Source organism: Massilia aerilata (genome assembly GCF_042656905.1).
Taxonomy (GTDB): Bacteria; Pseudomonadota; Gammaproteobacteria; order Burkholderiales; family Burkholderiaceae_D; genus Telluria; species Telluria aerilata.
This window is the reverse complement of the sequence record NZ_JBHSMZ010000021.1, coordinates 19,038-44,363: the sequence shown is the minus strand read 5'-3', so window position 1 is coordinate 44,363 and position 25,326 is coordinate 19,038. Positions and strand designations below refer to the sequence as shown.

Here is a 25,326-nt window from a genome sequence, read left to right as displayed (position 1 = left end):
CTTTTTTCCTATTTAAACGAGTGAGGAAATGCCGGGATAGCGCCAGTGTAGCGGGAAGCCGCCACAGCCGGCGGGCGCTTGTGGCGTGCGCGCCAAAGGCCCGCCGGCGCGCGGCACGGCAGGCGACGATTCGGGAAAAATCGGTCCGGATTCAGCGGGCGCCGGCCAGCGCCACGCCCCCTGTCAGGGTCCAGGCTTGCGGATGGCCCAGGCGCTGCAGGCAGGACGCCGCCCGCGCGCTGCGGTTGCCGCTGCGGCAGACGAACACCAGTGGACGCCGGGCCGCCAGCAGCTGCCCGAGATGCTCGGCCAGGCGCGACAGCGGCAAGGCCTGCGCCTCGCGGCCGCACAGGCGGATGCCGCCCGCTTCCAGCTCGCAGGCTTCGCGCACGTCCACCAGCAGCGCATCCGCGTGCGTGCGCAGGAAGTCGTCCAGCCCTTCCGGCCGCAGCTGCCGCGCCTCGCCCGGCGTGTGCCCAGCCTTGCGCAAGCCTTCCGCCGTGGTGCAGGGTGCGCCGCCGATATCGAGGCCATGGCACAGCACCGTGCCGCCATCGATCAGGCGCGCCAGGCCCTGGGCCTCGGCGTCCGCCATGACGGTCCCGCCGGTGAAGGCCAGGCGCACCGCGGCTGCCTCCAGCCGGCCGCCGGCCGCGCGGCCCAGCAGGTAGGCGGCGCCGCTGCCATCCTCGTCCGCCACCCGCACCAGCATTTCGGTGCCGAGCGCAATGGCGGGCGCCGCGCTGCCATCGGCCAGCGTCACCATGCCGCCGTCGCGCGGCCAGCCGAGCGTGCCCTGTTCGCCGGCGTCCAGGCCGAGGGCGGCGCGCAGCGTGGCGCGGGCATCCATGCCGGCCGCATCGCCGCCGGTACCCAGCACGGCCAGCATGCGCAGGCCGCTGTCACGGACCTGGGCCGCGAGCCGCGCCGCCATGCCGGCCGGCGGGTCGATCGCCACGCAGGTGTTGGCATCCAGGTCGAACAGGACCCAGCCATGGCGTCCCTCGCTGCTGAGCTGCAGCAGGCCGCGCCGGTCGCCGCTGAGTCTTGATGCGGCCAGCGCCGGATGACGCGCCGCCTGGCCGCAGCGGCGGATGCGCGCGCAAGCCTCGTCGATGAAGTCTTCGGTCGCCAGCGGCCCGAAGGACAAGCGCACGGCGCCGCTGGTGCGCCAGCGCGGCAGGCCCATCGCCTCCAGCACGTAGCTGGGCGCGGCCTTGGCCGCGGAACAGGCCGAACCCGCGCTGACGCGCACGCCGGCGGCGTCGAACAGGTCGAGCAGCTCCTTGCTCGCCATGTCCGGCACCGCAAAGTTCAGGGTGGTCGGCAGCGCCAGTTCGAAAGGCGCGTTGTAGACGATGCCGGGGAAGGCCTCTTCCAGCGCCGCCGCCACGCGCGCGCGCATCGCGGCCAGTTCGGCGTGGCTGCGGAAGGTAGCGCCTTCTTCCAGCGCGGCCAGCACGGCGCCCAGCGCCGCGATGCCGGCCATGTTCTCGGTGCCCGAGCGCTGGCCCGCTTCCTGGCCGCCGCCGATCATCAGCGGGGTGTAGGGCGTTCCTTCCTTCACGTAGAGCATGCCGACGCCCTTCGGCGCATACAGCTTGTGGCCCGAGAAGGGCGCATAGTCGATGCGCGAGTTGGCCAGATCCAGCGGCAGCTTGCCCAATGCCTGCACGCAGTCGACCATCCAGTACGCGTGCGGGGCGCGCTCGCGCAGCACGGCGGCGATGCCGTCCAGGTCGGAGATCACGCCGGTCTCGTTATTCGCGGCCATGGTGCAGACCATGGCCGCGCGCGGCGCCAGTTCGCGCAGCAAATCCAGGCGATGCCTGCCGGCGCCGTCGACCGGCAGCGCGCACAGGGTCAAATTGGTATCCAGCAGGCGGTTCCAGTGCGCCAGGCTTTCCGACACCGCCTTGTGCTCGGTGGCGCCGTAGATCAGCAGGTCGCCGGCATCCAGTCCCGCCGCGCGCCGTTCGCGCACCGCGCACAGCGCCGACAGCACCGCGGTCTGGATACCTTCGGTGGCGCCGCTGGTGAACATCACCCGGCCGCCTGGCGCGCCCAGCACGCGCCGCGCGCGCGCCCGCACGTCGTCGAGGGTGGCTTTGGCGCGCAGGCCGGTCGCATGGCTGCTGCTCGGGTTGCCGAAGCAGGCCTGCATCGCCTCGAGCGCGGCGCTGGCGGCGGCGGGCAGCACCTTTGATGTGGCGTTGGCGTCGAGGTAGATATCGTGACTCATGAATTAAGTGCCGAAAAAATTGCTAAAAACAAAAAATAATATGCGCACAAGGTCTCATACTTGAGTAATATGTTACGGACTGACGCAGGTTAAGATGTACTAAAATTCCTTTGTTTTCGCCTCAAAGAAGAACTGGCATTCTCATTCTTACTGCATAAATAAAATGAACTCACTCGACAAGTACGATTGCGCGATTCTTGCCGCTCTGCAAGCGGACGCTACCCTGTCGATCTCCGGGCTAAGCGAAAAAGTCGGCTTGTCCAGCACCCCGTGCTGGAAGCGCGTCAAGCGCCTGGAGGAAGAGGGCTATATCGAGAGCCGGGTCAGCATCGTCAACCGCAACAAGGTCGGCCTGCCGGTCACGGTCTTCGTCAGCGTGCGCGCCAAGGAGCACGACGAAAAATGGCTGGAACGCTTCGCCTCGGCCGTGATCTCCCTGCCCGAAGTGCTCGAATTCCACCGCATGAGCGGCGACATCGACTATCTGCTGAAAGTGGTCACCACCGACATCGAAGGCTACGACCGCTTCTACAAGAAGCTGATCAAGACCGCCCAGCTGGCCGGCGTCTCCTCGGCCTTCTCGATGGAGCAGATCAAGTGCACCACCGCGCTGCCGCTGGAACTGATCTCGCACGGACTCGCCGCGTGAAATAATTCGTGCGATGATGGCGCCCGTTGGAACATAACGGAGACAAGCAAGAATGCCATCGATTTTCAAGATTGCGCCGCTGGCGCTGGCCGCCTCGCTGGTGACGCCCGGCGCTTCCGCGCAAGCCCAGGACCAAGTGGTGCGCATCGGCGTGAGCGGCCCGCTGTCGGGCGCGAACGCCTTTGCCGGCAAGGACAACGAGAACGGCGTGCGCCTGGCGGTCGAAGAACTCAACGCGCAAAAGCTCAAGGCGGGCGGCAAGCTGCTCCGCTTCGAACTGGTGTCCGAAGACGACCAGGGCGACCCGAAAGCCGGCGTGAACGTGGCCCAGAAGTTGGCCGACGCCGGCGTCAAGTTCGTGCTCGGCCCCTACAACTCGGGCGTCGCGATTCCCGCTTCGCGCGTGTACAACGAGGCCGGCATGTTGATGTCCACGGTCGGCACCAATCCCAAGATCACGCAGTCGCGCTACCCGAACGTGTTCCGCATCGTCGCCAGCGACAACCAGGTCGGCGGCTCGATGGCGGCCTACGCGGCCAGGGAATTGAAAATCAAGACGGTCGGCGTGATCGACGACCGCACCGCCTTCGGCCAGGGCATCGCCGAAGAATTCGCGAAGCAGGCGCGCGCCTCCGGCCTGAACGTGGCCGGCCGCGAGTTCACCAACGACAAGGCCAGCGACTTCGCCGCCATCCTCACCGCCTTCCGCGCCAAGAAGGTCGATGCGATCTTCTTCGGCGGCTACGCGCCGCAAGGCGCCCCGATGGCGCGCCAGATGAAGCAGCTCGGCATGGCCAACGTGCGCCTGCTCGGCGGCGACACCTTGTGCAGCCCGGAGATGGCCAAGCTGGGCGGCGACGCCGTCGGCGACAAGGTGCTGTGCGCCCAGGCCGGCGCCATGCTCGACAAGCAGCCGGGCGGCCCGGGCTTCAAGCAGCGCTATAAACAGCGCTTCCAGCGCGAGCCGGACGTCTACGCGCCGGCCTTCTACGACCAGACCATGTTCATCGCCCAGGCCATCAAGAGCACGAACACGGTGGACCCGGCCGCGGTGAGCAAGGCCCTGCACACGATGAACTACCAGGGCGTGGCCGGCACCTATGGTTATGACGCCAACGGTAACCTGAAGAAGACCGCGGTGACCGTGTACACGTTCAAGAACGGCGCGCTGGCCCCGCTGGCAAGCTACTAAGCCTTGTAAAGACTGGCCCTCCAGGCGGCGGCAAGCGTATCCTTGTCGCCGCCTTTATTCATTTCGAAGCACGAACACACATGAAACAGATCCTGAAGCTGGGCGCGATCGCTTGCGCCGCCATGCTCGCCTGCGCTCCCGCCGGCGCTCTTGAAACGCAATCCGCCAAGTACGCCGTCGCCGTGAAAGCGGCCGACAGCGCCGAATCGAAGCGCCTGAACAAGCTGGCCGACGAATACTACGATGCACTGGCGCGCTTCGACCCGGTCTCGGCAGGCGAAAGCGGCGACAACCGCTTCGCCGACCAGATCGGCATGTCGATCGCGCCAAAGAACCGCGCCGCCCAGTTCGCGCGCTACAAGGATTATCAGAAGCGCCTGCACGCCATCAAGCGCGACGCCCTGGCGCAGCGCGACCAGACCAGCTACGACATCCTCGACTATGAGCTCACCACCGCGCTGCGCTTCGAGCCCTTCCCCGAACACCTGCTGCCGCTCAATCAGATGGACGCGCTGCCGGTGACGCTGGCGAACTACGCCGGCGGCGAAGGCGCCCAGCCGCTGGCCACGGTGAAGGACTACCAGGCCTACCTGAGCCGCCTGAACCAGCTCGGCCCGTGGATCGACCAGGCCATCGCCAACATGCGTGAAGGGATCAAGCGCGGCGTGGTGCAGCCGAAGGCCATCATGCTGTCCGCCCTGCCCCAGTTCAAGCAGCTGGTGGCCGCCAAGCCCGAAGACAGCATCTATTACACGCCGGCGAAGAAGCTGCCGGCTTCGTTCCCGGACGTCGACAAGAAGAAGCTGGCGGCCGGCTACCGCGCCACCATCGCCAACAAGCTGAATCCGGCCCTGGTCCGCCTGGCCGATTTCCTGGAGAAGGAATACATCCCGGCCTGCCGCAGCAGCACCGGCTGGGGCGCCCTGCCGCAGGGCATGGACTGGTACCTGGTGCGCGTGGCGAGCCAGACCACGACAAGCCTGCAGCCGGAACAGATCCACCAGATCGGCCTGCAGGAAGTGGCGCGCATCCAGGGCGAATACGCGCGCATCGGCCCGCAGATGGGCTACACCGGCCCGGCCGCCGGCCTGCCGGCCTGGGTCTCGGAACAGGCCAAGTACAAGCCCTTCAAGACCGAGGGCGAAATCATCGAGATCTACCGCAAGCTCAACGCCCAGCTGAACGCCAAGCTGCCGGCGCTGTTCTCGCTGCGTCCCAAGACCCCGCTCGACATCCGCCTGGAGCCCGAGCTGACGCGCGCCACGGCCTCGGACCACTACACCCCGCCGGCCGCCGACGGCTCGCGTCCGGGCGCGTTCTTCACCGTGGTGAACGACCCCACGCAGTACAGCGGTCCCGGCATGGTCACGCTGTTCCTGCATGAAGGCCAGCCGGGCCACCACTTCCACATCGCCCTGATGCAGGAACTGGGATTACCGAACTTCCGCAAATTCGGCGGCAACAACGCCTTCACCGAAGGCTGGGCGCTGTACGCCGAGACGCTGGGCACGGAGATGAACCTGTACGGCAAGCCGGAAGACTGGTTCGGCCACCTGAACGACGAGATGCTGCGCGCCGTGCGCCTCGTGGTCGACACCGGCATGCATGCGAAAGGCTGGACCCGCGAGCAATCGATCCAGTACATGCGCGATACCCTCGGCTATCCGGAGTCGATCGCACGCAGCGAGACCGAGCGCTACATGGCCTGGCCGGGCCAGGCGCTGGGCTATAAAATCGGTTCGCTGAAGATCCAGGAACTGCGTAGCCGCGCCGAAAAAGCGCTCGGCTCGAAATTCAGCCTGCCGAAGTTCCACGAGATCGTGCTGGGCGAAGGCACGCTGCCGCTCGAACTGCTGGAGAAGAAGGTCGATCGGTGGATTGCTGAAAGCAAGTGAGGCCAGCGTAACCGCACAATCAATCAACGTCGTCCCCGCGCAGGCGGGGATCCAATTTTGCCGGAGCAGTCGAGATGCCCGCAGAACTTGGGTCCCCGCCTTCGCGGGGACGACGTGTTAGCGGTCCGGCGTCACCCGCCACACCACCCCACCGGCATCGTCCACCACCAGCAGCGCCCCATCCTGCGCCACCGTCACCGCGGCCGGGCGGCCCCAGACGTCGCGGTCGCTCAGCACCATGCCGGTCATGAAGTCCTGGTACTGGCCGGTCGGCACGCCGTTCTTCATCATCACGCGGATGACTTTATAGCCGGTGCGGATGCCGCGGTTCCAGGAGCCGTGCAGGGCCAGGAAGATGTCGCCCTCGTACTCCTTCGGGAAGGCGTGCCCGGCGCCGGCCGGGGCCTGGTAGACCACCATGCCGAGCGGCGCCGAGTGGGCCTGGATCAGGGTGTCCGGAACCGTCGCCTTGCCCTTCAGGTCAGGGCGGATGCCCTTCAGGCGCGGGTCTTCGTGGTCGCCCAGGTAGTACCATGGCCAGCCGTAGAAGCCGCCCTGCTTGACGCGCGTGATGTAATCCGGCGGCAGGTTGTCGCCCAGTTCGTCGCGCTCGTTCACGCTGCAGAACAGGTCGCCCGTCTGCGGGTGCACCAGCATGCCGACGCAGTTGCGCAGGCCGTTGGCGAAGTTGCGCCGATTTTTCCCGTCGACGTCGAACGCCAGCACCGTGGCGCGGTCCGTTTCCTCGGCCCAGGCGCCGCCCAAGCCGTGCTCCTTCTCCCACTGCGCCAGCGGCTGCGAGGGCTTGTTGCCGATGCCGCTGGCGATGTTGGTGGCCGAGCCCACGGACACGAACAGGGTCTTGTCGTCCTTCGAGAACGCCAGCGTGCGCGTGGTGTGGCCGCCGGTGGTGTCGCTGAGCTTCTCGACGACGGTCTCCGGTTCGCCTTTGGCCTTCAGGTCGCCGTTCGCATACGGAAAGCGCACCACCGAGTTGACGTTGGCGACGTACAGGTATTTCGGATTCGCGCCGGATGGCCACAGCGCCATGCCGTAGGGCCGCGACAGGCCGGTCGCGAACACGCTCGCGCTGTCGCTCTTGTCGCCGTCCTTCGAGCGCAGGATGCTCAGCTGGCCCTTGCCCGTTTCGGCCAGGATGATGTCGCCGTTCGGCGCACGCAGCGCCAGGCGCGCCTTGCCGGCATCCAAGGCGAAGGTCGAGACCTTGAAACCTTTGGGCACGGCGGGCATCGCGCCGCTTGGCCGCGCGGCGACCTTCGGGCCGTTGCCGGCGCTCTCGCTGGCGAAGGGTGCCACCAGCTTGTCGACGCTGAGGTGATGCAGGTCGCCCGGCTTGTCCTCGGTCCAGGCGCCGGCTTTTTCGCCGCCACCGGCGGTTTTGCCCGCCGCGGCGGCGGCCGGCGCAGCGGCCTTCCCGCTCTGCGCAGCCAGGTAGTCGATCACAGCGCCGCGCGCCTTGCTATCCGCGATCCCGATCGGCATCGCGGTGCCCGGCACGTCCTTGCTCGGGTCGCGCAGGAAGACGTCGAGTTCCTCGCGGGTCCAGGTTTTACCCGCGGCGCCGGCTTTCGCCAGCGCGTCGGTGTAGTTGTAGCCGGCCACCGCGGCGGCCTTGCGGCCCACCACGTTGTACAGGCCCGGGCCGGCGCGCGAGCCCAGCTTCGGGTCGACCGTGTGGCAGCTGGCGCAGTTGCGCTCGAAGTAGGTCTGCCCGGCCGAGGGCGCGGCCGCAGTTGCTACCGGCACGGCGCCCGCCATCAGCCAGGCCAGCGCGGCGAGCTGGGTCGCCAGGATGGTGCGATGCATGTTCTTCTCCTTGTTGAATCCGCCAAATAATAGGCGCAATATTGCCAGAACAATCAACAATGAGGAGGCGCGGATGAAGATCGGACGGCGATACGATCGTCCTGAAGCGCAGCCAGGGCGAAGGCTGCGCCGATCCGATCGTCCTCAGTTTCCGCAACAAGCTGCTGACCCAGGTCGCCTGGACCTGGGAATCGTGCATGGACTGAGCTGCATGGACTGATCAGTCGATCATGAAGACCGGATAACGGCGCCACTCCGGCTCGCGCCAGCGCGCGCAGTTGGCGAAGATGAAGTCCAGCACCGCGCCCTGGTCGTTCAGCAGCGCCGGGTTGGCCGCTTTCCACGCCGCGAACCTGGCCGCCAGTTCCGGCTCTTCGCGCAGCAGCTTCTCGGCCTCGTCCTCGAACACATAGTCCGAATACGCTTCCTTCTTTTCCAGCACGCTGTTGAACAGGCCCCAGCGGAAGAAGCTGTCGTGGCCCAGCGGCTCCAGCATCTCGACCGCGTAGCGCGCCTTGTCCTGGTCCAGCGGCACGATGTAGTCGCCGGCGCGGAGTAGCACGGTGGCGCAGCGGCGTTCCAGCTGCACGTCGTCATGGAACATGTGGCCTTCGTAGGCGTTCGGGCGCGAGCTCACCGACTTCACGTGGTAGCAGGCCAGCTCCTGCTCGCGGTCCGCTTCCACGCGCTCCATGCGCACGCCGTTCCACTGCAGGCGCTCGATCGCTTCGCGCCACTGCTGCGGCACCACGTAGGCGCGCGGCGCCCACACGACCACGTCGGCCGTGAAGTGCGTGTACCAGGCGATGTCCTTCTCGTAGGGCGCGCTGCGGTCGTACCACAGGCGCTGGTAGTCGCCCAGCACGCTGGGCTTGTATTTGGCTTCGTAGCCCTTGAAACGGAAGCTGGACGGATTCGATTCGTCCATCGCCCAGTGGATCGGCCACTCGCGTCGCGTACGGCCCTGCTCTTTGGCGGCGCGGCGCAGCGCGATGATTTGCTCGCCGTTGGCGACCGTGAAGTCGAGCGCCGTTTCGACCAGCGCGCGCATCGAGTGATAGCGGTCGGCGAAGGGCTTCAGCATGTGGGTCTCGGGCATGAAGCCGATCGTGTGGTGCAGGGCCGCGTAGCCGGTCGAGAAGCGCGGCGTCTCGAGGAAGTCGGCGATGCCGTCGTCGGGGATGTCCTTGACCGGGTTCACATAGGGGCAGGTCGGCCAGCCGCGCTTGTCCATCTCGGCGTACATGGCCGGCAGCATGGTCCCGCGCAGGAATTCGCCCAGTTCGCCGCCCAGCTTGTCGGCCTGGGTCTGGATCAGGGTCATGGTGTAGCTGTAGTCGGCGCCGTTCGAGGTGTGGGTGTCGACCATCACGTCCGGATCCCAGGCCGTGAAGAACTCGTTGAACACGCGCGCCGTCAGGGTGTCGCACTTGACGAAGTCGCGGTTCAGGTCCAGGTGGCGGCTGTTGCCGCGGAAGCCGAAGGACTCCGGGCCGTCCTGGTTCACGCGCGAGGTATTCTGGCGGTTGAAGGCGCCGTCGACGTTGTACAGCGGGATGAAAATGAACACGGTGCGCCCCAGCGCGGCCAGGCGCTGCGGCTCCAGGCAGAAGTCGCGCACCAGCGCCATGCAGGCGTCCACGCCTTCCGGCTCGCCCGGATGGATGCCGTTATTGTTGAAGAACACCGGGCGGCCGTCGCGCTTGATCTCGAAGCGGTCGAACACGCCGTCGGCGCTGACCACGCCGGCGTGGATCGGAACGCCGGCGTCCGAGCTGCCGATCTGGCTGAAGCGCAGTACGCGCGGGTGGCGCTTGGCGAGTTCCTCGTACCAGGCGATGCAATCGGCCCAGGTGGTGGTCTGGTTCTGGTTGCCCTTTTCGAAAGGCGTCTTCAATTCATTCGACATGATGAGCGTGTGTGATGGTGATGATGGTGCGGAGACCGTTACGATACCGCAGTATCGTCCTTGAGGGGCAGCTTGATCGCCACCGTGGTGCCGCGCCCCGGCTGGGAACGCACCTGTATCGTGCCGCCGACGGCGAACACGCGCTCGCGCATGCCGATGATGCCGATGCCCTCCGAGGCCAGGGCCGGATCGAAGCCTTCGCCGTCGTCGCCGACCTCGATGTGCAGGGCGTCGTCGTCGTCCGACAGCACCAGGCTGACGTGGGCCGCGCTGGCGTGCGCGTGTTTCATGATGTTCGACAGCGCTTCCTGCACGATGCGGTAGGCGGAAATCGCGAGCTCGTTGTTCAGGCGCGAGAAGTCGCCCTCGGTGTGGAATTCGAAGGCGATGCCGGAACTCGATCGGTAATGGCTGACCATCTCTTCGACCGCGCCGTGCAGGCCCAGCATGTCCAGCACTTCCGGGCGCAGGCGGCGCACCAGGCGCCGGCCGTTGGCGTACAGGTCGAGCGCCAGCTTGGTGATGGCCTGCGCCTTGGACTGGATCTGCTCGACTTCGGGCCCGGGCACGGCCTTGGCCGCCAGCTGCTGGATGGTCTGCGATTCCAGGCGCACCGCGATCAAGGAGGCATTCAGCTCGTCGTGGATCTCGACCGCGATCGTCTTGCGCTCGTCCTCGATGATGTTGTTGACCTTCTGGATCAGCTTGCGCTTGTCGGCGTCGGCGCGCAGCGCCTCGTTGCGCGACTCGAGCAGGTCGCGGGTACGCTCGGCCACCTTGTTCTCGAGGTCCTGCTTGGACTGGTCGAGCGCCACCGACATCTCGCCGATCGAGGCCTGCAGCTCGCCGACCTCGCCGCCGGTGGTGACCGGCAGTACGACGCGGTAGTCGCCGCCGCGGATCGCGCGCAGCACCGCGATCGCCTCGCGCAGCGGCACCGTCAGGCTGCGCGCCAGGATGTAGGCCAGCAGGCCGCTCGCGGCCAGCGCCAGCGCCGCCATCGCCAGCTCGATGCGGAAGCGCCGCAGCTGCTTGGCCACCATGCTGGTCGGCGACATGGTCACCCGCACCTGCCCCACTACCTCGGGGGTGAACGTGGGCGGGCGGGTGTCGCTGGAGGCGGAGACGTGCGGCGTGCCGTTGTCCGAGAACAGGTTGATCCACACCACCTGCTTGCGGATCGGCGCTTCGTAGTAGCGCGGTTCGGCCGAGATCGGGTGCTCGGACACGACGCTGACGGCATTGCCGCCATTCGAGTAGACCACATCGATGCGGTAGATGCTGCGGTCCGACTGCACCAGGCCGTTGATGGTCAGGCGCAGGTCGGACAGGTTGCCGGAGATGACGTTGTACTCGCTGGTTTCGGCCAGCGCGCGCGCCAGGATGCGGCCGCGCTCGGCCAGCTCCTCGTCGACCTGGGCGCGGTGCGAATACCAGGAATACCAGACGAAGGACGTGAACAGCAGCACCACCGGCAGCATGGTGATGAAGGCCATGCGCAGGCCGATGCTCCAGCCGCGCCAGAAGGACAGATGGCGTTTCATGGCCGCCGGGAGAAGCTGCGCACCTCGTCGCCGACCTTGAGGTCGAGCGAGCGCGCCACGCCCTCGTTGACGATGGTGCGGAAGTAGCGCGGGAACTGCGGCGGCGCCAGCTCGCCGCCAGCCACGTAGGCGTTGGCGATCTCGGCGACCTGGGCGTCGATGTCCTCGATCTCGGAATAGGTCGTGGCCAGCGCGCCGGCCTTGACCATGTCGCCGGAAAAGCCGATCACGCCCTGCTTGTGGCGGTAGGTCGAGAGCAGGATGTTGCGGATGCTTTCGGTGCTGTAGATGGTGCTGTCGGGCAGTGCCAGCAGCACGTCGGTCTGGGCGATCTGGTTCAGCAGGCGGTTGATGTCGTCGCCGTCGCCGGCTTCCAGCACCGCCACCTTGTCCGCCTCCAGCGCCGGACGCAGGAAGGCGGTGTCCGCGCCGAGGATGGCGCCGACCCGCACCGGGCGGCGGTAGATCAGGGTGGCGAGGCGCAGCTGGTCGGTGGGCGCCGGTTCCGCATAGACCGCGGTGCTGGCCACCGGACTGGCGCCGCCATGCGCGGCCTTGGCCATGATGGCGCGGTAGACCTGGCTCGAGGTGAAGGCGGAGATCACCACGCAGTCGCAGCGCCGCGACGCCACCTCGCGCAGCGCGGCCGGACCGACCGCAACGTAAAACATGCGGCGGCGCTGGGCCAGCTCGGTGCGGAAGGGAGAGAAGATCGGGACCAGGCGTTTATAGAGATCCTCGGCGATGCGCTGGGTGACGGTGCTGTCGTCGGCGGTGAGGATCTGGAAGCGGAAGCCCTGGGCCGGTTGCTGGGTGGGTTTGGCGGCTTGGGCGGTCAGGCTTAGCGCCGCGAGGAGGCAGGCGAGAAAAGTCAACTTGGGTCCCCGCCTGCGCGGGGACGACGGGGTTGGCACTTTTTGCTCCAGGTTCGATTTCCTGAACACGAAATTACGGCTGAATCAAACCATGCTTCACAGCCAGCTTGGTGATGTACGCCTGCCGGTGCACCCCCAGCTTCTCCTTCACCGACTGGCTGATATTGCTGATCGTCTTAGTCGACAGATTCAGGCGCTCGGCGATTTCGTTGTTGGTCAGGCCCTCGGCCATCAGCCTGAAGATCTCCAGGCTGCGTTCGTCCAGCATCGACTGCGGCGAGACGTCGCCGCGCACGGCAAGGCTGGCCAGGCGCTCGGCGATCTGCGGCGGGAAGTACAGCTTGCCGGCATGCGCCTGGCGCACGGCTTCGGCCAGGTCGGCCGGGTCGCAGTCCTTGGTCACGAAGGCGTGCGCGCCCATGCGGTAGGTTTCCTTGATCAGGCTGTCCTGGTCGAACTGGCTGAGGAACACGATCTTCGCCTGCGGATCGGTCTTCAGGATGTTCTGGGCGGCGTCCATGCCGGTCAGCTCGGTGCCGAAGCGGATGTCCAGCACCGCCACGTCCGGTTTCTGCTCGGCGTACATCGCCACCGCCTCGCTGGGCGACTTGGCCTGCCCCACCACTTCCATCCCCTGGGCCCCGAGCGACATGGCGAAACCGGTCATCACGATCGGGTGGTCGTCCGCCAGCATCACGCGGATCGGCTTTTGTTCTTTAGGCATCTGCTTACCATTCCATGGCATGTGAATGGTGTGATTATTCCATATTAGTACGGCAATACCAACGAAGTCCGGGCATGCAATATATGGAAAAATATTTACCAAGAATTCGCTTTACACATTGCTAGCATCTAGCATATATTTATTCCACGTATTAGACAAAACCGCTTCGTGCTCGACAACAACAAAGGAGGATGGCCATGCATTTCTCTTATGCGAACCCTGGCAGTGGCAGCAAAACCGGCAAGTTCATGCTGGTGGCCGGCTTGCACGTGGTGCTCGGCACCCTGTTCGTCCACAGCATGAACACCCGGCACATCTCGCTTTCCAGCCTGCCCGAGCAGGTGCTGGTGATGATCGAACCGGAGCACGTGCAGCCGCCGCCGCCGCCCGATCCGCCGAAGCCGGTGCAGCAGCAGATGGCGCCGCCGGAAATCGTGGTGCCGAAGGTCGAAGTCGAGGTGGCGCCGCCGCCGGTGCCGCCGCAGATCCAGGCCGCCGTGCAGACCGAGGCGCAGCCGCGGCCGTCGGTCCCGGCCCAGCCCGCGGTCGAAGGCTCGCCGGCCACCAAGCCCGGCGCCAATACCGGCCAGATGCACTCCGCGGTGTTCGCCGACGCCAGCGGCTGCGCCCTGCCGGACTACCCGTCCAGCGCGGCCCGCAACGGCGAAACCGGCACCACCACCCTGGCCTTGCTGGTCGGCGTCGACGGCCGTGTGAGTTCGGCGCGGGTCGATCAGTCGAGCGGCTCGCGGGTGCTGGACCGCGCCGCCCTGAATGCGCTCAGCCTGTGCAAGTTCAAGCCCGCCATGAGCAACGGCGCGCCGCAAGCCGGCTGGGCCCAGCTGGCCTATGTCTGGAAGCTCGACTAGGCCGGCCACGTAACGCGTCCCTTTCGGCCCGCCCCTCTCCTCTCGGCCTGGCGGGCTTTTTTTCGCCTGGAGTATCGATGTCCCACGAAACCACCCTGCCCGGCGCCGCCGGCTACCAGGGTCTCGCCGCCGCATGCCTGCTCGGCGCGCTGCTGGCCTGGCTCGCGCTGGCCCCGCGCCATCTTCCCGCGCCGCCGGCGGCCAACGGAGCCCCTGCCGCCGGCGGGTTTTCCGCCGCGCGGGCCCAGGCCCACGTGCAGGCCATTGCCGGCGTGCCGCGCCCGGCCGGCAGCAAGTCCAACCAGCAGGCGCGCGACTACCTGCTGGTCCAGCTGCGCGCGATCGGGCTGGAGCCGGAGGTGCAGACCGAGACGGTGCGGACCGCATCCGGCGATATGACCGCCAACGTGCGCGTGACCCTGGCCGAAGTCCATAACGTGGTCGTCAAGAAGCCCGGCATCGTGGCCGGCCATGGCGCCAGGCCGGCGGTGCTGGCGCTGGCCCACTACGATTCCGCCGCCGACAGCCCGGGCGCGGCCGACGGCGCCGCCTCCAGCGCGGCGCTGCTGGAAACCCTGCGCGTGCTGCAGGCCGGCCCGGCGCTCGACAACGATGTGCTGGCGGTGTTCACCGACGGCGATGCCGCCCAGGCGCTGGGCACGCGCGGCTTCATGCAGTCGCACCCGTGGGCGCGCCGCGCCAGGGTCGCGCTGCGCTTCGACAATCCCGGCAACCGCGGCGCGCTGCAGCTGATCGGCGCCGACCGCGCGGACGGCTTGACGGTCGGCGCCTGGTCCGCGCTGGCGCCCGACCCGCAGGGCTCGTCCTTCATGGGCGAGCTCTATGACAGGCTGCCGCATCACGAGGGCGCGGCGCTGATGGCGGGCGGGGATGCCGGTCCGGCGGTGCTGCACTTCGCCACCACCGCCGGACCGCTGGGCGGCGGCGCCTGGGACGTGCCCGAACGCCTGGACCGGGCCAGCCTGCAGCACGAAGGCGACACCATGCTGGCCCTGCTGCGCCATTTCGGCGCCGCCGCCCTGCCGGAACCGGCCGCGCGCGGCCAGGTCTTCTTCGCCCTGCCCGGCCTGGGCATGCTGCACTATGGCTATCCGATGGTCTGGCCGGTGAGCCTGCTGGCCTGCCTGCTGTGCGCGGCCGCCTGCCGCGCCGGCATCCGGCGCCGCGGCGTCGACGGCACCGACATCGTGCACGGCGCCTTCGGCTGCCTGGCGATGGCGATCCTGGCCACCGCCAGCGCCTGGATCGTCCGCGATTTCCTGCCCGGGCTGGCGCCGCGCTACGCCGCCGGCCTGCTGGCCGACGGCCCCGCGCTGGATGCCGGCGTGCGCTGGCAGCTGCTGGCCTTCACGCTACTGCCGGTGGCCGTCTTCATCGGCCTGCAGCGCCTCCTGCAGCGGCGGATCGGCGTCCACGCGGCCACGCTGGGCGCGATCGGCCTGCTCACCATCGCCCTGCTGGTCGTCAGCTGGTTCGCGCCGGGCGCGAGCTACGTGCTGGCCTGGCCGCTGATGGCGGCGCAGGCGGCCTGGCTGGTCCTGTCCAGCCGCCGCGCCCAGGACTGGACGACGGCGCGCCGGCGCAGCGTGCTGCTGCTGGCGGCGCTGCCGGCCGCGCTGCTGATCGTGCCGGCGGCGCGCGACAGCCTGCTGTTCGTGTCCCCGGCCTGGCTGGTGCTGCCCTCAAGCCTGGCCTGCTGCCTGCCGGCCCTGTGCGGCCCGCTGCTGGCGGAAGTCGGCGCGCGCCTGGTGGTGCGGCCGCTGCTGCTGGGCGTGTGGGCCTGCATGGTGCTGGCCCACCGCGGCAACCCGGCGGCGCCGGAGCTGCCGCAGCCGAACCGCCTGGTCTACTACAAGGACGCCCTGAGCTGGCAAGCCTTCTGGATGTATCCGCCGGCGCCGCTGGATGCCTGGACGCGCCGGATCTTCCCCAACACCATGCATCCCTATCGCCTGCCCTACCTGTTCGGTCCCGACGGCAGCCCGGTGTGGTACGCGGCCGCCGAACGCGACGACAGCGTCGCCTACCCCTACCTGCTGGTCGAGAAGAGCGAGTACGTCAACGGCGGCCGCCACATTGAATTCCTGCTGCGCTCGAAGAACCGGGCGCCGGAGCTGGTGCTGCGCATCGTCGGCGCGGAGACGCTCAGGACCAGCGTCAACGGCCGCGTGCTGACCGACAGGCGCTACCGGGGCTGGAAGCTGGACCTGCACGGCATGCAGGACCGCGACCTGCACTTCGCCATCGACGTCATCGGCGAACCGGGTTTCCTGGTCTATGTCCAGGAGCGCATACCCGGCCTGCCCGAACGCGACCTGCCGCCCCGTCCCGCCGGCATGCTCCCGCGCCTGCTGCCGCAAACCGCCACCACGATCTCCGCCGACGTGCTTTTATTCCGCTAGAATGGCTGCGCTCTCAGAACCTATCCCGGTAGGGAGGAGGAAGTTGATGACGATGCATGACAAGCGCGGGCAAGGCGCGAGGAGGCCGCATGGCGCGCCATGCAACGACGAGCAACGCAGCACCCGCTTGTCAGGCGCGTCAGCAACGACTCATTCCCTACCGGGGTAGGTTCTTAATTCACACGGCAGGAATCCATGCACAAGATCTTCCACACGACCATCGCCGCCAGCCTGGCGCTGGCCTTTTCCGCTCACGCGGCCAAGCCCGCCGCTTCCGCAATCGTTCAGGAGGCGCCGCTGCGCGCCCACCTGGCCTTCCTGTCCTCGGACCTGCTCGAAGGCCGCGGCACCGGCCAGCGCGGCGGCGAACTGACCGTCGCCTACCTCGAGAACCAGGCCCTGGCCGCCGGCCTGCTGCCGGCCAACAAGGGCAGCTACCGCCAGAGCGTACGCATCGCCGGCGTGAAGGCGCAGCCGCAGGACAGCTCGGTGGCCCTGGTCGCCGGCGGCAAGCCGCTGGCGCTGGACTTCGCCAAGGACTGGGTGTGGGCGCCGGGCGATGCGACGCCGGTGCACGACATGGACGCCGAACTGGTCTTCGTCGGTTATGGGATTCAAGCAGCCGAAGAAGGCGGCTGGGACGATTACAAGGGCCTCGACGTCAAGGGCAAGGTATTGGTCATGCTGGTCAACGACCCGGCGCCGACCGGCGCGGAGCCGGGCCGCTTCAATGGCAAGGGCCTGACCTACTACGGCCGCTGGACCTATAAATTCGAGGAAGCCGCGCGCCGCGGCGCCGCCGGCGTGCTGCTGATCCACACCGACGCCTCGGCCTCGTATGGCTGGAGCGTGGTGCAGAACAGCTGGACCGCCGAGCGCTTCCAGCTGGCCGACGCCGATCTCGGCACCGGCATGCAGGGCTGGATCACGGACGCCGGCGCGCGCGCCCTGTTCAGCGCCGCCGGCCAGGACCTGGACAAGCTGCGCGCCGCCGCCGAAGACAAGTCCTTCAAGCCGGTGCCGCTGAACGCCCGCGTGCAGGGCCAGACCAGGGCCGCGGTGCGCACGCTGGAGCAGTTCAATGTGGCCGGCATCGTGCCGGGCACCGATCCGAAGCTGAAGGACGAACTGGTGATCTACAGCGCGCACTGGGACCACCTCGGCAAGCAGGGCGACAGCGGCGACACGATTTTCAACGGCGCCGTCGACAACGCCTCGGGCAGCGCCGGCCTGCTGGCGATGGCGCAGGAGGCGGTGCGCCACCCGGCCAGGCGCAGCCAGATGTTCCTGTGGGTGGCGGCCGAAGAACAGGGCCTGCTGGGCAGCGCGGCCTATGCCGCCCGTCCGCTGTGGCCCCTCGATAAAACCGCGGCCGCGCTCAACCTGGACAGCCTGAACTTCGTCGGCGCCGTCAAGGACGTCAGCGTGCAGGGCAGCGAACGCAGCACCCTGGGCGCGGCCGCCGCCGGCGCCGCCAAGGCGATGAAGCTGACGGTGGCGCCAGCCCATCCGGACCTGAGCGGCGGCTACTTCCGCAGCGACCATTTCAGCTTCGCCAAGGCCGGCGTGCCGGCCTTCTCGGTCGGCAGCGGCCATGACTGGGTGAAGGACAAGGAGGCCAGCGACGCCAAACGCAAAGCTTATTCGGCACGCTACCACCAGGCCAGCGACGAATACGATCCGAACTGGGACCTGTCCGGCATGGTGCAGCAGGCGCAGTACACGCTGAACCTGGGCCGCATGGTGGCCGATGCGCCGGCGATGCCGGCCTGGAAACCGGGTGACCAGTTTGCGAAAGCCCGCGCTGCAAACAAATAAATAGAAATCCCGCGCAGCCCGGAAAAGCTGCGCGGGATCACCCGTCTTTGTGTGCAAGCTAGCTGTCTTTGATCACCTCGATAGAGCCTCCTTTCATTCGTTGCAAGGAAAAACCAGTCTGTCGCGTGCGCCGCTTCTCACACCAGGCGGCGGCGCCTGGCGATCGCCAGCATGCCCAGGCCGCAGAGCAGCAGCAGCGCTGGCCGGTTCGGTGGTCTGGCTGGGATTGAGCCCGTACTGATCTTGAAGCGTCAATCATCGGGAAACACGGTCCGGGGTCGGCCCTTTTCGTGTTTCCGCTCAGGAAAAATAGTAATTGCTGGGGCAACAAGTTCCCACCCCCACGGGTGGGGTTACCGTTGATTTACATGCGGGAGATGGCGGGACGCAGCTGTTCCAGCAGGCCTGCTTCGGACGAGCAGCCGAATTTTTCGTAGACCGCCTTCACGCAGTCGCGCAGCACGGCGTCGCTGACTTCCATGTTCGCGCGCGCCGATTCGCGGCCGCCGCCCACGCCCATCCAGAACGCCACCTCCGCCTGCTGCGGCGACAGTTCGACCGAGCCGATCGCGCGCCAGATGCGCAGCGGCAGCGGCACCACGAACTTCATGAAGATGCCGACCGTGCGGCTGGCCGCGCCGGCATCGCCGTCCGCGTGCAGGGCCGCGGCGCCGCCCACGCTCATCCACTGGGCGCGCGCTTCGAGAATGCCGCCGCCCATCGCCAGGGTCCCCAGCGGCAGCAGCCAGGGATAGCGGTCGCCGTGCACCACCGACTCCACCAGCCGCATGCAGAACGGCGGCACGGTGCGGCGGTCGAAAGTCTGGCGCTCCTGCGCCGCCAGCTGGTCCAGCAGCGCGCCGGCGGAGTCGCTCAGGTAAAGGATCTGGCCGTCGCCGGTGGCCAGCAGCATGGCTTCGTCTTCGATCACGCCGGCCCCGCCCGCGCCCAGTTCCGGCGCATTGCGCAGCACCTGCGCGAAGTAGCCGGCGACGCGCTCCAGGTCTTCTTCGTCATGGTGGTCGAAGGCCGGGCCTTCTTCGCGCCACAACACGATCTCGCCGCGCTTGCGGCCGCCGATTTCCAGCGCCGTCTCCAGCACGTGGACCGGCGGCGCGGTGGGCGCGGTGAAGTTGGCGTGGTCGCTGTAGAAATAGCCTTCCGGCGGTGGCAGCACCTGGGAAAAGACGGCGCCGTCCTGGACGGCCTCCGGCACCGGCTGCGCCGGCAGTTGCGGACGCAGCACCAGGTGGGCGGAGGCATTCGGGATGAGCTCACGCACCAGCCCGAAAGCGTCCGGGACGATCGTCATCAGGTCGAGACCCGCATAGCACAGGATGCGCAGGCGGGCCCACTGACGGCTGTTCTTTTTGCGGGACATGGTCGAATACTGATTGGTTGGCAATTAATTGTCAACATATCACTGCCGCCGATTCGTCGCCCCCGCGCAGGCGGGGGTCCAAGTTCGGTTGCGTTAACGTGACGCTGACAGAACTTGGGTCCCCGCCTGCGCGGGGACGACGGAGGAAGCAGCGGGGATGACGGAGGAAGCAGGGGGGACGACGCTTAAGGCGCGGGAACGACGGCTAGTGCGCCGGCGCCACCGGTGCACCGGCCCGCGCCAGGATCTGCGCCAGCTTCGCAATGTCGACCGGCTTGACCAGGTGATGATCGAAGCCGGCCTGGCGCGACAGCTCGCGGTCGCGCTCCTGGCCGTAGCCGGTCAGCGCCACGAACACCGCGCCGGCGTGGACCGGCTGGCGGCGCAGGCGGCGCGCCAGTTCGTAGCCGGTCATGTCGGGCAGGCCGATGTCGAGGATGAAGACTTCGGTGCCCTCGGCCTCCGGCGCGCGCAGCGTGGTCGAGGCGTCCTCGTAAACCCGCACCGTGTGGCCGTGGGCGCGCAGCAGCACCGCCAGCGACTGGCCGGCGTCGAGATTGTCGTCGACGATGGTGACCAGCACCGGCCGGGTCTCGGCGGCCAGCTGGGCGCGCGGCGTCTCGCCGGCCCGGGCCTGCGCGAGCGGCAGAGAAACCGTCATCGTGGTGCCCTGCTGCGGGCCGTCGCTGTGCGCGGACACGCTGCCTTCGTGCATGCGCACGATGCTCTTCACCAGCGCCAGGCCGATGCCAAGTCCGCCCTGCGAACGGTCGGGCGCGCGGTCGGCCTGGGTGAAGAGGTCGAAGATATGCGGCAGCAGCTGGGCGTCGATGCCGCTGCCGTTGTCGCGCACGCTCACCGCGCTGGCGGCGCCGTCGCGGGTCACGGACAGGGCGATGCGGCCGCCGGCCGGCGTGTACTTGGCCGAGTTGTTGAGCAGGTTGACCAGCACCTGGATCAGGCGCGTGCGGTCGCCTTCGACCGGCACCTGGTCGCCCGGCAGGTCGACCGTCAGCGTGTGGCGGCGCTCCTCGATGTGCGGGCGGGCCTGTTCGACGGCCGCCATCGCGACCTTGTTCAGGTCCAGCACCTCGGTCTCCAGCTTGATCAGGCCGCGGGTGACGCGCGAGACGTCGAGCAGGTCGTCGACCAGCTCCGTCATGTGGCGCACCTGGCGCGAGATGATGTTGCTGGCTTTGAGACGCAGGCCCTCGTTCACCTCGGGCAGGCGCAGCAGCTGGGCCGCGCTGGTGATCGGCGCCAGCGGATTCCTCAGCTCGTGCGCCAGCATCGCCAGGAACTCGTCCTTCATCTTGTTGTGGCGCTCGGCCTCGGCGCGCGCGGCGCGTTCGCTGGCCAGCAGGCTTTCGCGCTCCTGGGCCGCCTTCTGCGCCAGGTCGTACAGGCGCGCGTTGTCGATCGCGATCGCGGCCTGGCCGGCAAAGGTGCCGATCAGCTCCTCGGTGCGGGCGCTGAACATGCCCGGGGTCGAGTGGCCGAAAAACAGGCCGCCGATCACCTCGCCCGAACGCGACACCACCGACGCCGCCAGGTAGCTGCGCACCGGCAGGTGGCCGGGCGGCATGCCGTGGTGCGGCGCCATCGAACCGTAGCGTGGATCCTTGGTGATGTCGTCGCTGCGGATCGGCGCGCTGCCGTAGAAGGTCGGGCCGAACACCTTGGTGGGACGCGGCTGGCCGAAGTTCTGGAAGGCTTCGCGCGGCGCCCCGCTCAGGGTGTAGAGCAGGTAGGCGTCGCCGTTGCCGTCGGTGTTGTTGTAGAAGAAGGACCCGAATTCGGCGCCGGTCAGCTGGGTCGCGGTGTCGGTGATCGCCTGCATCAGCGGCTCGAGGTCGAGGGTCGATGCCAGTTCCCCGCTCGCCTCGCGCATCAGTTCCAGGATGCGGGTCTCGTCGCGCAGCGCCTGTTCGGCGCGGATGCGGCGCAGCGCTTCCCAGCCGCGGCGCGCGCCGTCTTCGAGCAGCTGCACTTCGGCGCTTTCCCAGCGCTGGGCGACAGGCGCGTGCAGCGCCATCACGCCCTCCAGGCGATCGCCATCCATCAGCGGCACCACCAGCCCGGAGACGATGCCCTGCGCCAGCCAGGCGCCGGCGCCGGGAAGGTCCGCTTCCTTGCCGACGTCCGGCACGCACACGGTCTCGCCGCGCAGCAGCTGGGCGGCGCGGCCGAAGGCCAGCATCTCGAGCGGCAGCGCGCGTCCCGGCTCGCCGTCCGGCGCGCCCTGGCGCCACTGCTCGCGGATCACGGCCGCCTGGGCCGCGTGGTCGACCGTCGCATGGATCGCCAGCGCGCCGGCGGCATACTCGCTGAGATAGCGGCCGATGGCCTGCATCAGCGCTTCGCCCTCCAGCTCGCGGCGCAGGATGCGGGTCAGCGCAGCCTGGAAGGCGTTGCGCCGCTCCGCCTTGACGGCGGCGGTGTTCTCGACCAGGGTCACCAGCACGCCGCCGACCTCGTACGCGTCGTTGTAGACCGGACTATACGAATAGTGGAACCAGGAGGTCTCCGGCACGCCGTGACGGTCCGCGACCACTTCCAGGTTGTCCTCGCCGACGGGTTCGCCCTGCCAGGCGCGTTCCCATTGCGGGCGCATTACCGGCCAGATGTCCGCCCAGACCACGCGCGCGTCGACGCCCAGCGCCCCTTCCTGCTTGTTGCCGAGGATGCCCAGATAGGCGTCGTTGAAGAACTGGAGCTGCTCTTCGCCCCAGGCCAGGCACATCGGCAGCTGGCAGTCGAGCAGGGTGCGCACGGCGAGCTTGAGGCTGAAGGGCCAGGACGTGGCCGGACCGACGGCGGTCTTTTCCCAGGGATGGCGCTGCATGCGCAGCTCCATCCCACTCAGCTTCTTTGGCGGGGTGTCTCCGGAAACGGCGGAATCGAAAGGCCAGGGCATAGTGCTCACGAACAGGTCCGAGCCGGACAGTGGCTCAGCTGCCCATCATAGCAGGCATTGTTAAATAAATGTTTCTTTACTGGATCACCCCGCAGGCAATGCGCTCGCCCCCGCCGCCGAGCGGCGCCGGCTTGTCGGCGTAGTTGTCGCCGCCGGCGTGGATCATCAGCGCCTTGCCCTTGACGTCGGCCAGGGTCTTCAGGCGCGGCGCCGTCACCGGCACGATGGCGCGGCCATCGCCGCCCACCACCAGCGGCGGCAGGTCGCCCAGGTGGCCGTTGCCGGTGGGGCCGAGGTGCTGCTTGCTGCCGGCCGGGTCGTAGTGGCTGCCGGCGGCGCCCGCCGCCACCTTTTTCCCATCCTTTTCATTCGCGCCGCAGCTGTCGTTCTCGTGCACATGGTAGCCGTGCGGGCCGGCCGGCAGATCGCTCAGGTTGGGCGTGAACACCAGGCCCTTGCCGGACTCGGTGATCGTCACCGTGCCGATCATCTTGCCGGTGCCGGCGGGGGTCACCAGGGTCATCGGGGCCTGCAGCTTGTTGCCGGCCTGGGTGGCCTGGGTGTGCGTCTGGGCGCTGGCCGCTGCCGTTACTGCTGCAATTGCCGCTGCGGCGAGGATGGTCTTCGTTTTCATGCCGTCTCCTTACAAGGTTTGGATGAGGAAGCGGAGACAGTGTATGTCAAGGATATGGACAAGGGCGGACGCTAGACGTGTTTGTAATAGAAGCTCGTCGCACACAGCGCCCCATCCGGCAGGTACGCATAATCCGGCACCACGCCCACCCGCTGCCAGCCGAGGCGCTCGTACAGACGTTCGGCGGTGGGACTGGCGGTATCGAGCACCAGCACCCGCCTGCCCTGCCCGCGCGCCGCTTCTTCCACCGCTTCCATCAGGCGCTGGCCGGTCCCCGCGCCGCGCGCGCGCCGGTGCACCAGCAGCTTGGCGACGTCGGCGCGGTGCGGCTGGTTCTCGGGCATGTCGGTGATCAGCTGCACGGTGCCGGCGATGCCTTCCTCATCTTCGGCCACCAGCAAGGTGCGCTCGCCGCGCGCGATGCCATCGGCCACCTTGCGCCAGAAATCGGCGGCCGTTTCGCGCGCCATCGGCAGCATGAAGCTGACCGAGGCGCCGCCCTCGACGCAATCGAGCAGGACTTCGGCCAGCTGATCGATGCGTTCGGCCGCTTCATGGGCATCCAGGCTGCGCACCTTCATGCTTCCCTCCTCGGCGCCCTGTGCGCCTGCGTGACCAGCGAGACCAGGTAGCGCGCGGCTTGATTGGTCGGGTTGTGGTAGGCGATCGGCTGGTCGAGGCGCATCGCCAGGCAGTCGCCCTGTTCGAGCGTCCACAGCGTGTCGCCGACGCTGACTTCCATCCTGCCTTCGATGATCCAGACCTGCTGGTGGACGTCGACGTCGCGGGTGCTGGTTTCGTAGGCCACGCGCTGCCCCGCCGGGAAGCTCACTTCGACCAGCTGGTTCGGTGAGTACATGGCCGGCGACAGGTTGCGGCGCACATAGCCGGAGCCCGGATCGGTCCACACCGGCTGGTCGGCAAGGCGCGAGACCGGCGACGGCGCATCCCCGGCCGGCTTCTCGAACAGCGAAGCGACCGTGACCCCCAGCGCGGCGCTGAGCTTGTCCAGCACGGTGGCGGTGGCGCTGCTTTCGCCGCGTTCGATCAGCGAGATATTCGATTTGCTGACGCCGCTGCGTTCGGAAAGCAGCGCGAGCGAGAGGCCCTGGGCGTCGCGCAGTTCGCGCAGGCGCTGGGCAATGCGTTGGTTGATGTCCATGACATCCAGTATAGTGGATTTTTATATCCTGTAAACTGGATTTTACAGGCTAAGATTGCGTATAGGCAAGAAAACCCGCTTTCGAGCGGAAGAGCTTTATTTGCGAGACTGCGCACAATGTCGCCATGCCATAAGGAAATTAGTATTGGTTTCCCGTGAACAACTACTGGTAGACGGCCCATGAAAACGCTGTCGGTTGCAGCAATCCTTACAGTACTTCTCGCCGCTTGCGGCGGTGGCGGCAGCACCGGCCAGCCCGTTTCAACGCGCGCGCCAACGCCGCCGCCGGCCGGCGTCATATCGCAGCCCGGATCGAAAGACCAGGTCGTCGAGGCGCCGGCACCGCCGGTCACGGCGCTGAAAATGAGCGTCGGTGGCAACTTCACGCAGGGAGGCAGCGCGCAAAATGCGATTGTGAGCTTTACCGGCGCAGCGAATCTCACGCTGTCCGGCAGGCTCGACGGCATCTGGCTGAGCGCATCCAGATCCGGCGGCAGCGTCGTCGTCAGCGGCGACCTGAATACGGTCGTCTTCATGCCGGGCGTCGACACGACGGTGACGGTGACCGGCTCTGCCAACACCTTCTACCTGCCCCTGGACTCGACGATCAAGCTGGAAGGATCCGGCCTTGCATCCAGCACGGTCCGCTATTACAAGTCCTGACCCGCCGCCCCGCGTTCGCAAAGCCCTTCACGCAGAAGCTGTTCGGTGGAGAGAACGCGGGCATATTCGCCATCCAGATTGGCCAGCGCCATCAAATGCACTTCCTCGGCGCTGCGCAGGGTGCCGCCGAAGTCCCGCTTCTCGAAGGTGAAGCAGGCATCCGCCACCACCACCGTCTCGAAGCCCAGGTTGCCGGCCGTGCGCGCCGTCGCCTCGACCGAATTGTTCGTGCTGACGCCGGCGACTACCAGGCGCCGGATGCCGCGCGCGTGCAGCCAGCGTTCGAGGCCGGTGTTGACGAAGGCGTCGGGGACGTTCTTCTCGACCACGTGTTCGTGCGCCAGCGGGATGAAGCGCGCCTGGAATTCGACGCCCTGCTGGCCTGGCGCGAACACGGACGAAGGCGAGCGGCTGATGTGGCGCACGCTGACCACCGGCTGCCCGGCTTGGCGCCAGGCCGCGTGCAGGCGCGCGATATTGTCTTCCGCGCCAGTGTTGTTACGGGGAGGCAGGCTCGGGCTGTGCATGCCCTTCTGCATATCGATGATGATCAGTGCGGTCGGTGTCATAAAAAAACCGGCCCGCGAGGGGCCGGCAAAAGC

Annotated in this window: 19 protein-coding genes; 7 read left to right on the top strand and 12 right to left on the bottom strand. The window is 67.7% G+C overall.

Features of this window, described 5'->3' with window-relative positions; genetic code table 11:
• Positions 1-151: 151 nt before the first annotated feature.
• Positions 152-2,242, bottom strand: a complete 2,091-nt coding sequence (locus tag ACFPO9_RS22800; RefSeq protein ID WP_379775341.1) for an aminotransferase class V-fold PLP-dependent enzyme — start codon at positions 2,240-2,242, stop codon at positions 152-154.
• A gap of 163 nt (positions 2,243-2,405) precedes the next feature.
• On the opposite strand from ACFPO9_RS22800, the gene ACFPO9_RS22795 reads away from it, so the two are divergent.
• From ACFPO9_RS22795 to ACFPO9_RS22785, 3 genes are all read left to right on the top strand, one after another.
• Positions 2,406-2,891: an Lrp/AsnC family transcriptional regulator gene (locus ACFPO9_RS22795; protein WP_230029733.1), complete on the top strand. Its 486-nt coding sequence runs from the start codon at positions 2,406-2,408 to the stop codon at positions 2,889-2,891.
• Between the two features lie 52 nt (positions 2,892-2,943).
• Positions 2,944-4,083 carry a branched-chain amino acid ABC transporter substrate-binding protein gene (locus ACFPO9_RS22790; protein WP_379775339.1) on the top strand — a complete coding sequence of 380 codons (1,140 nt, stop codon included), beginning with the start codon at positions 2,944-2,946 and terminating at the stop codon, positions 4,081-4,083.
• Positions 4,084-4,163: 80 nt separating this feature from the next.
• A complete protein-coding gene (locus ACFPO9_RS22785) occupies positions 4,164-5,978 on the top strand; it encodes a DUF885 domain-containing protein (RefSeq protein ID WP_379775336.1) in 1,815 nt (604 codons plus the stop codon).
• A gap of 117 nt (positions 5,979-6,095) precedes the next feature.
• Here the strand turns inward: ACFPO9_RS22785 and ACFPO9_RS22780 are convergent, their stop codons facing one another.
• The 5 genes from ACFPO9_RS22780 to ACFPO9_RS22760 all read right to left on the bottom strand — a co-directional run bounded on the left by ACFPO9_RS22780 (position 6,096) and on the right by ACFPO9_RS22760 (position 12,857).
• The gene (locus ACFPO9_RS22780) at positions 6,096-7,805 is read right to left on the bottom strand and encodes a PQQ-dependent sugar dehydrogenase (protein ID WP_379775333.1); all 1,710 of its coding nucleotides are present in this window, start codon (positions 7,803-7,805) and stop codon (positions 6,096-6,098) included.
• A 220-nt stretch (positions 7,806-8,025) separates the two neighbouring features.
• Positions 8,026-9,714, bottom strand: a complete 1,689-nt coding sequence (locus ACFPO9_RS22775; RefSeq protein WP_379775330.1) for a M14 family zinc carboxypeptidase — start codon at positions 9,712-9,714, stop codon at positions 8,026-8,028.
• 38 nt (positions 9,715-9,752) lie between these two features.
• A complete protein-coding gene (locus ACFPO9_RS22770) occupies positions 9,753-11,258 on the bottom strand; it encodes a sensor histidine kinase (RefSeq protein ID WP_379775327.1) in 1,506 nt (501 codons plus the stop codon).
• Positions 11,255-12,133 carry a hypothetical protein gene (locus ACFPO9_RS22765; RefSeq protein WP_379775323.1) on the bottom strand — a complete coding sequence of 293 codons (879 nt, stop codon included), beginning with the start codon at positions 12,131-12,133 and terminating at the stop codon, positions 11,255-11,257. The genes ACFPO9_RS22770 and ACFPO9_RS22765 overlap by 4 nt, the downstream gene beginning before the upstream one ends.
• Positions 12,134-12,206: 73 nt before the next feature.
• Entirely contained in the window at positions 12,207-12,857 is a 651-nt protein-coding gene (locus ACFPO9_RS22760; protein WP_379775320.1) for a response regulator, read from the bottom strand.
• A gap of 197 nt (positions 12,858-13,054) precedes the next feature.
• Here ACFPO9_RS22760 and ACFPO9_RS22755 point away from each other — a divergent pair, with 197 nt between their 5' ends.
• The 3 genes from ACFPO9_RS22755 (at position 13,055) to ACFPO9_RS22745 (ending at position 17,967) form a co-directional block, all read left to right on the top strand.
• Entirely contained in the window at positions 13,055-13,726 is a 672-nt protein-coding gene (locus ACFPO9_RS22755; protein ID WP_379775317.1) for an energy transducer TonB, read from the top strand.
• 77 nt (positions 13,727-13,803) lie between these two features.
• On the top strand, positions 13,804-16,149 hold the full coding sequence (locus ACFPO9_RS22750) for a M28 family peptidase (RefSeq protein ID WP_379775314.1): 2,346 nt from the start codon (positions 13,804-13,806) through the stop codon (positions 16,147-16,149).
• 195 nt (positions 16,150-16,344) lie between these two features.
• Positions 16,345-17,967, top strand: a complete 1,623-nt coding sequence (locus ACFPO9_RS22745) for a M28 family peptidase (protein ID WP_379775311.1) — start codon at positions 16,345-16,347, stop codon at positions 17,965-17,967.
• A 364-nt stretch (positions 17,968-18,331) separates the two neighbouring features.
• On the opposite strand, the gene ACFPO9_RS22740 is transcribed toward ACFPO9_RS22745, so the two are convergent.
• The 5 genes from ACFPO9_RS22740 to ACFPO9_RS22720 all read right to left on the bottom strand — a co-directional run bounded on the left by ACFPO9_RS22740 (position 18,332) and on the right by ACFPO9_RS22720 (position 24,061).
• A complete protein-coding gene (locus tag ACFPO9_RS22740; protein ID WP_379775308.1) occupies positions 18,332-19,348 on the bottom strand; it encodes a helix-turn-helix transcriptional regulator in 1,017 nt (338 codons plus the stop codon).
• A 205-nt stretch (positions 19,349-19,553) separates the two neighbouring features.
• Entirely contained in the window at positions 19,554-22,193 is a 2,640-nt protein-coding gene (locus tag ACFPO9_RS22735) for a hybrid sensor histidine kinase/response regulator (protein ID WP_379775305.1), read from the bottom strand.
• Positions 22,194-22,341: 148 nt separating this feature from the next.
• Positions 22,342-22,899, bottom strand: a complete 558-nt coding sequence (gene sodC, locus ACFPO9_RS22730) for a superoxide dismutase [Cu-Zn] SodC (RefSeq protein WP_379775302.1) — start codon at positions 22,897-22,899, stop codon at positions 22,342-22,344.
• A gap of 71 nt (positions 22,900-22,970) precedes the next feature.
• A complete protein-coding gene (locus ACFPO9_RS22725; RefSeq protein WP_379775300.1) occupies positions 22,971-23,480 on the bottom strand; it encodes a GNAT family N-acetyltransferase in 510 nt (169 codons plus the stop codon).
• A complete protein-coding gene (locus ACFPO9_RS22720) occupies positions 23,477-24,061 on the bottom strand; it encodes a helix-turn-helix domain-containing protein (protein WP_379775297.1) in 585 nt (194 codons plus the stop codon). The genes ACFPO9_RS22725 and ACFPO9_RS22720 overlap by 4 nt, the downstream gene beginning before the upstream one ends.
• A gap of 180 nt (positions 24,062-24,241) precedes the next feature.
• Here ACFPO9_RS22720 and ACFPO9_RS22715 point away from each other — a divergent pair, with 180 nt between their 5' ends.
• On the top strand, positions 24,242-24,724 hold the full coding sequence (locus ACFPO9_RS22715; RefSeq protein ID WP_379775295.1) for a hypothetical protein: 483 nt from the start codon (positions 24,242-24,244) through the stop codon (positions 24,722-24,724).
• Here ACFPO9_RS22715 and ACFPO9_RS22710 read toward each other — a convergent pair.
• Complete coding sequence (locus ACFPO9_RS22710; RefSeq protein WP_379775292.1) at positions 24,712-25,293, bottom strand: cysteine hydrolase family protein; 582 nt, start codon at positions 25,291-25,293, stop codon at positions 24,712-24,714. The genes ACFPO9_RS22715 and ACFPO9_RS22710 overlap by 13 nt on opposite strands.
• Positions 25,294-25,326: the final 33 nt, after the last annotated feature.